This is a genomic window from Paenibacillus sp. HGF5, assembly GCF_000204455.1.
GTDB lineage: Bacteria > Bacillota > Bacilli > Paenibacillales > Paenibacillaceae > Paenibacillus_AQ > Paenibacillus_AQ lautus_A.
Genome location: NZ_AEXS01000033.1, coordinates 33795 through 41033 on the forward strand (window position 1 = coordinate 33795; position 7239 = coordinate 41033).

The 7239-nt window shown below is 50.7% G+C and carries 7 protein-coding genes; 2 read left to right on the top strand and 5 right to left on the bottom strand.

Annotated elements, in window-relative coordinates; translation table 11 throughout:
• Window position 1 precedes the first annotated feature (1 nt).
• The 5 genes from HMPREF9412_RS06200 to HMPREF9412_RS06220 form a co-directional block, all read right to left on the bottom strand.
• The gene (locus HMPREF9412_RS06200) at window positions 2-622 is read right to left on the bottom strand and encodes a cytochrome (ubi)quinol oxidase subunit III (RefSeq protein ID WP_009590523.1); all 621 of its coding nucleotides are present in this window, start codon (window positions 620-622) and stop codon (window positions 2-4) included.
• Window positions 619-2466, bottom strand: a complete 1848-nt coding sequence (gene ctaD, locus HMPREF9412_RS06205; RefSeq protein WP_374705894.1) for a cytochrome c oxidase subunit I — start codon at window positions 2464-2466, stop codon at window positions 619-621. The genes HMPREF9412_RS06200 and ctaD overlap by 4 nt, the downstream gene beginning before the upstream one ends.
• Before the next feature lie 83 nt (window positions 2467-2549).
• Window positions 2550-3599 (bottom strand): cytochrome c oxidase subunit II, encoded by a 1050-nt coding sequence (gene coxB, locus HMPREF9412_RS06210; RefSeq protein WP_009590534.1) that lies wholly within the window; start codon window positions 3597-3599, stop codon window positions 2550-2552.
• Window positions 3600-4036: 437 nt separating this feature from the next.
• Window positions 4037-4786 carry a type I methionyl aminopeptidase gene (gene map / locus HMPREF9412_RS06215; RefSeq protein ID WP_009590504.1) on the bottom strand — a complete coding sequence of 250 codons (750 nt, stop codon included), beginning with the start codon at window positions 4784-4786 and terminating at the stop codon, window positions 4037-4039.
• A 269-nt stretch (window positions 4787-5055) separates the two neighbouring features.
• Complete coding sequence (locus tag HMPREF9412_RS06220; protein ID WP_006208082.1) at window positions 5056-5244, bottom strand: hypothetical protein; 189 nt, start codon at window positions 5242-5244, stop codon at window positions 5056-5058.
• A 378-nt stretch (window positions 5245-5622) separates the two neighbouring features.
• Between HMPREF9412_RS06220 and HMPREF9412_RS06225 the strand changes: the two genes are divergently transcribed.
• Together HMPREF9412_RS06225 and HMPREF9412_RS06230 are read left to right on the top strand one after the other, a co-directional pair.
• Window positions 5623-6660 carry a serine hydrolase domain-containing protein gene (locus HMPREF9412_RS06225; RefSeq protein ID WP_009590528.1) on the top strand — a complete coding sequence of 346 codons (1038 nt, stop codon included), beginning with the start codon at window positions 5623-5625 and terminating at the stop codon, window positions 6658-6660.
• Between the two features lie 165 nt (window positions 6661-6825).
• A complete protein-coding gene (locus HMPREF9412_RS06230; protein ID WP_009590511.1) occupies window positions 6826-7104 on the top strand; it encodes a hypothetical protein in 279 nt (92 codons plus the stop codon).
• Window positions 7105-7239: the final 135 nt, after the last annotated feature.

Consider the following 7239-nt stretch of genomic DNA (forward strand, 5'->3'; position numbering starts at 1 on the left):
CTTAGCCCACCTTTCCAAGAAGGTATACGACCGAGAAGATGAACACCCATACAACGTCGATAAAGTGCCAGTACATAGCAGACACATAAACCTTAGGTGCTGTAACCACGGTTAACCCTTTTCTGTACAGCTGAGCAATCAACAGGCTGATCCACACGACCCCGAAAGCAACGTGGGCGCCGTGGAAGCCAACCAGCGTATAGAATGCAGACGAGAATGCACTCGTCTTCATGTTAAACGATTCATGCACAACATATTCATAGAATTCATAAATCTCAAGGCCAAGGAATCCAAGACCCAGGACAACGGTCACGATCAGCCACAGCTTCAGCTTCTCGATATTATGACGGTGCAGCGCCTGAATGGCGAACACGCTGGTCAAGGAACTGACAAGCAATATCAGCGTTGCTGCTGCCGTGATCGGAAGCGAAAACAGCTCAGCAGCAGTTGGACCTTCGTTGTTCTGGCCGCGAAGCGCCAGGAACGTTGCAAACAACGTACCGAAGAGCACGGCCTCTCCACCGAGGAAGAGCCAGAAACCAAGAACCTTATTACGGCCTTCGAGTGTTGCCTTCTCGGGCTCGTGAGGAAGTTCGCCGTTTACATGTTCAGCGTGACTCATGCTTTACCCTCCCCTTCCAGTTCTTCAACTTCGATGTGATATCCATGATCATCGTACAGGGAACGAGCGATCATTGCCGCGAACGTAATCAGAAGACCAACAATCAGAACGATATATTTATTGAAGATTAAGCTCATGAACGAATTCGAGAAGTCTTCCGTGCTAAACATGAAACCAAGACCCGCGATAAACAGACCCAGTGACATCACAAACGGAAGGATGCTTGGCGAAGGCATGTGGATCGGACCAACCGGCTCGGATGGTGTCATCTCTTTATTGCCTGCCATCTTCTCTTTCCAGTAAGCGTCAATGCCGCGAACGAGCGGAATTTGCTTAAAGTTGTACTCTGGCGGTGGAGACGGAATGCTCCACTCGAGCGTGCGTCCATCTTCCCATGGATCCGCTGCAACGCCAACCGGTTTTCTTGTAGTGACGGCAATGTTAGCCAAGAAGAGCAATACGCCGATCCCCATCAAGATTGCACCGATGGTACTGATGAAGTTAAGCTCGTCGAAATTCTGGTTCGGCAAGTACGAGACAATCCGCCGCTGCATACCTAGCAATCCAAGGAAATGCTGTACGAAGAATGTCATGTGGAAGCCGATTGCGAACAACCAGAACGTCCATTTGCCCAGCGTTTCGTTCAGCATACGGCCGAACATTTTTGGCCACCAGTAGTGAAGGCCGGCGAACAGACCGAATACCAGACCGCCAACGATAACGTAGTGGAAGTGAGCTACAACAAAGTATGTGTCATGGAACTGGAAGTCTGCAGGAGCAGAAGCCAGCATGACGCCGGTAACCCCACCCATTACGAACGTCGGTACGAAACCGATCGCAAACAGGTTTGCACTGGTGAAGCGGATTTGGCCGCCCCACATCGTGAAGAGCCAGTTAAAGATTTTGATACCGGTAGGAACGGCGATCAGCATCGTTGCGATGGAGAAGAGCGCATTCGCTACAGGTCCAAGACCTGTCGTAAACATATGGTGAGCCCAAACCATGAAGCCCAAGAAGGCGATCAGGATGGTTGCAAATACCATGGAGCTGTATCCGAACAAACGTTTACGGGAGAATGTAGGGATAACTTCTGAGATAATACCGAACGCCGGCAAAATCAGAATGTAAACTTCAGGGTGTCCGAAAATCCAGAAAATATGCTGCCACAATACAGGGCTTCCGCCTGCCGCAACATCAAAGAAATTGGCACCGAGCAAACGGTCAAAGCTGAGCAATACTAGACCTACCGTAATGGCAGGGAATGCGAACAGAATCATGGCCGAAGTGATGAACGCCGTCCATGTAAACATCGGCATTCTCATGAAGGACATGCCAGGCGCACGCATCGTAATGATGGTAGCCAGGAAGTTGATACCACCGATCAACGTACCGAGACCTGCAATCTGAAGTCCTATCGTGTAAAAGTCTACGCCGTGCGTGGACGAATAGTCGTTGGTGGAGAGCGGCGTATAGGACGTCCAGCCCGCATCAGGCGCGCCGCCCATAATCCAGCTCAGGTTAAGTAAAAGTCCACCGAACAAGAACGTCCAAAATCCGAGCGAGTTCAGAAACGGAAACGCGACGTCGCGTGCGCCGATCTGAAGCGGGATGACCGCGTTCATCAAGGCGAAGATAACTGGCATAACGCCAAGGAAGATCATCGTCGTTCCGTGCATTGTAATCAATTCGTTAAATACTTGAGCCGATACCAGATCGTTCATCGGCTTGATCAGCTGCAAGCGAATCAGAATCGCTTCGATACCGCCTATCCCGAAGAAGAAACCACCCGCGATCAGGTATAATATACCGATTTTCTTGTGGTCGACGGTTGTCAGCCAATCCATGATCCCCGTGTAGCGTTTGACGCTATGGCTAGAAGCATGAGCGTGAGCCAAGGTTTGTACCCCCTTTTAAAGTTCTTGCTGTATTAATAATCCAACTTATAATTGGCCAAGTAATCGGCAATCTGCTCGATTTCTTCGTCACTGAAGCCGAGATCCTTCGGATTAGGCATCGTGTTGCCAGGTTTTACAGCCTGAGGCTCCATCAGCCATTCCACCAGGTTGTCTTTCGTCGGCTTAGTGCCTGGTTTGCCGCTTATGTCGTTCAGCAAGATACTCGCAATCGTCTCACGGGATCCAATGCCGGTCAGGTTAGGACCCATCGCTCCGCCTTGGTCGCCCACAGCGTGGCAGGAAAGACAGTTGGTCTTGAATTTCTCGGCGAGTGCCGCATCCGCAGGAAGCACGGCTGGCTCTTTGAATGCCGCCACCCATTTGTCAAATGCCGCATCGTCAACCGCTTTCACCCGGAATTCCATGAAACCGTGAGAAGGACCGCACAACTCCGCGCATTTACCAATGTATGTATCCGCTTTGTCAGCAACCAGAGTCATGTAGTTAACGCTGCCTTCCGTGTTTGTATCCATCTTGCCGCCGAGCGATGGTACCCAGAAGGAGTGAAGCACATCATTCGTTTTTAATTGGAATGCAATTTTCTTGCCTACGGGAACAACCAGCTCTTGAGCCGTTCTTACGCCGTAGTCTGGATAATTGAACTCCCACCAGAACTGGTGAGAAGTAACTTCCACCTTAACTGCATCTGGATTGTTCCAGTCGTTCTCTCCGTAAGCAAATACCTTTTGAATAGTAGGAACTGCAAGCACGAGCACCAAGAGCAGCGGAATCGCCGTCCAAATGATCTCAAGCTTATGGTTACCTTCCACTTGCTCAGGAATTTCATCTTGTCCCTTTTTTCTACGGAATTTAACAAGCACGTATGCGGCAATTCCAAATACCACAACCATTACGACGATCATAATCGAAATGGAGAGCTTAATTAAATCCAGTTGACCTTGTGCTACCGGACCTTGTGGTCTTAAGACCGACAAATCCTCTCGGCCGCAGCCGGATAACACCAAAGCAAACATGGCCATCAAAGGAAGAAGACGCTTTACAGCCTGCCACCGTTTCATCATTGATCTACCCCACTTTTCCGATTTTCGTAGACTACCATCCGGCGCAAACAGCGGTAATCTACCTGCACAATCACGGATGAAGTAATCCTGTCAATTAAAGCAATCACTTATTAAATATAAGTTCATGGGTTGCTTTTGTCAATCATTCACAGGGAGTTCACAAATTGTTCGAAAAGTCGTCAAAGTCGCGCCATTACTGATTTTGCAATCGCTTTCAAAGCGTACCTTCCACCCCGCGCCCCCTCATTCGACATTCTTCACATCCCGTCAACGACAGCCTTCATAGCTATATATACAGTCATTTCCGCCTTTTTGAATCTGTATGCAGCCCTTCCCCCTGTCAACCAGGACAAACATGATGAAGGAGGTGTTCCTCGAAAGCCGCAACCGGCCCTGCAAAGAATGCCTCCTATTATTATGGTATATTTTTCGGCATCTTAATCCGTCAGAATAACAGCATCTCCACGCGTAATGGCAATCGTATGCTCATACTGGACGCCCACCGATCCATCCGCGCTGGAGATGGTCCAGCCGTCATCCCCCCAGAACACCGCTCCTGAAGGGCCCAGGGTGAATACCGGTTCGATGGTAATGACCATGCCTGCTTTGAGTTTGAGGCCCCTTCCGGGATTTCCATAGTTCGGCACATCGGGCGGCTCGTGGATGGCGCGGCCGATGCCATGACCGACAAGCGGTTTGACGATCCCATAGCCTTCTCTCTCAGCGACCCTTTCGATCGCATGGCCGACGTCACCCAAGGTTGCGCCATGCCGCGCGGCCTCGATCCCTTTAAACAGCGCTTCGTGCGTATGCTTCATAAGCTGCCTTACTTCCGGGGAAACCTGATCCACCGCGTAAGTCCAGCCGGAGTCGGCCAGCCAGCCGTCCTTGTTCACCACCATATCAATGGTGACGACATCCCCGGATTGCAGCGGCCGCTGGTCGGGAAATCCATGGCACACCACCTCGTTGACCGATGCGCAAGTCGCGTAAGGAAAACCTTTGTATCCTTTTTGCTCGGGGAAGGCCCCGTTCCTCTCCAGAAACTTCTCGACCCTGGCATCGATCTCGCTGGTCGTGATCCCCGGTTCGATGACTTTCGCTATTTCACGGTGACAGGCGGCCAATATGCGCCCCGCCTCGCGGATATGTCCGATCTCTTCCTTCCGTCTAAGCTGTATCCTCACATCTGCCCACTCCCTTATATCCTTATCGGATCGATTGCTAACAATATATGTAGGGACCGATGCAAAATGCCCCGAGAAGCAGACTTTCCGCGTAATAGGAAGACACCATGATTGAAAAAACGGCTAAACGCAAAAAAACCGCTTTCGGGACATTTGTCCCAAAAACGGTTTAACCATAGGCGCTAAAATGGTTCATGTCATTAGTCGTTAACAAGGTGAAGATGCGATGCGTGTCTGTGATATTTCTATAGACCAGGTGCTGTTACAGGTTACGAAACGGAGGAATTCAGCTTGCCAAGTTCATGCTCAACAACAAGAGTAAGCTCTTCTTCGTAGCCCCCCATAATATGGTACTTCCGGACATACTCCTTTACAAATTTTTTCGGATCTTTAGGCCGGAAAATTCGTGTCATTTCCCGCAGACTTTCCTTAACCTCATTGTGACCTTTCGTTGCCATGATGGATCCCTCCCAAAACGTGTGGAATAAATTACTCCGTTTAAAGAGAATGCCGAAAAGATCTACCTCATTAAGTTGAAGCCATATTGCAGTTCTTACGGTGACCATTAGGTTGATATTCAGCAACTTACCAATGCACCTGACACTATACATACCCTAACAGCATGCAACTGAATCATTAATATATTATATCATATTCCTCTGTTTGTTTCATCTTTCCCAAAAATTGTTTTTCTGTACTATGTTTTTTCGCAGCGTCATCGGTTGCGCACAGAATTGGTTAAGATACTTTTGAACGATCCTGCCGGCTGCAAGCGGCGAATGCCGTCACCGGAATCAAAGATTTGAGAAGATGAGATACAAGGAGGCCATTATATCATGGTGAAGTCACAGACTATCCTGCATTCCCCCGTTGCCTCAAGCCCGCCTATTCCCGTTGCGGAGCCTGAAGACGCAGGCCTTCGGCGCGACGTGCTCGATCGGGTAGACCTGATCATACAGAAGCAATATCCGAAAATGCGGAGCTTTCTCCTCCTTCATGCCGGCAAACTTATCTACGAACGCTATTACGGCGGCCACGGCATATCCTCGCTGAATGATTTAAGGTCAGCCACCAAGAGCTTTACGTCTGCGCTTTGCGGCATCGCCCTCTCACGCGGCGAGCTGCCTGACCTGAAAGCCTCCGTGACCGATATCTTTCAGCGTTACGTTCCCCAGCGAGCTCATCCGTTATTGCGCAACGTGTCCCTTCATCATCTGCTGACGATGACCTCGGGCTTTGCGTGGCAAACCGGTAAAAAGCTCGGGGAACCGCTCATCCACCGTTTCCATCGCAACCGGAAATGGACGAGCTTCGCCCTATCCCTCCCTGTCGTCGAACAGGAAATGGGCCGATTCCAATACCGGAGCACCGATTCCCACCTGCTCTCCGTTGCGGTTAGCGAGGCCACGGGAATGGACGCCTACACCTATGCCCGGCAATATCTGTTCGAGCCGCTCGGCATTCGCCATGCCGCCTGGTCCCCGAGCCCCGAGGGCCACAGCATGGGTCATATCGGCCTGTATCTTACCTCCCGCGACATGGCCAAATTCGGTCAATGCTGCCTGGACGGGGGACAGTGGCAAGGCAAGCCCGTTATTCCTGAAACCTGGCTTAAGCAAGCGCTCGCTCCGCAGGTGAAAGGCTATCCCGCTTTCGGCGATTACGGGTTCCAATGGTGGACCGGCATTCAGAACGGATCGGTTTATGCGCTCGCCCACGGCCATGGAGGACAGCAAATCTACCTTTTTCCCCAGTTGGATGCGGTCGTCGTATTTACGGCCGACAGCAAGGTCAGCCGCTGGAAGAATCCGCGGGTACTGCTGGAACGCCACATCCTTGATACCCTGAAATCCGCAGCGGCTTCCGCCGAATAGCTGGCAATTCGCAAACCTCTTCTTTCTTCGCAAGAAAGCGTTTGTGCCTTTTCCAAGCCTATTCACTGGCTAACATGCAAATTTCGGCGGATAGTCCCCCCTCTTTCTGGTTACTTTATGCCATATGAATCATTTCTTAAAATCAAGCTGAGAGGAGCATGCGACATGTCCGGTAAAGACAAGAATCTTCACCCGATTTCGAGAGAAGGGGTGGACGTGGACGGAACGTACACGAATGAATGGGGACGGGAGGAATACCTGAAGCGAGGAGAGGAATTCCCGTTCGATCCGCAGATGGGCTCCACGGAGTGGCGGCTGGCGGAGTATGATTTCGACAACCACCATCAAGGCAGAACAGACGAGCGTCTGGTTCCGAAAGAAAAAGGTCCGGATAAACAGGTGAATGCCGAATCTCCGCTCCGCCATGACGTGGAAGTAGATTAAAGCCCTTGCATATCGGCAGCGAAGAGATGATTCATCAGACCTGCTAATAAAAGGGTGATTTGATATGCGAAAATCGAAGCGGCTTCTGCTGTGGCTGATCCCGATCGCCATCGCGGCAGCCTTATGGCTCATAGC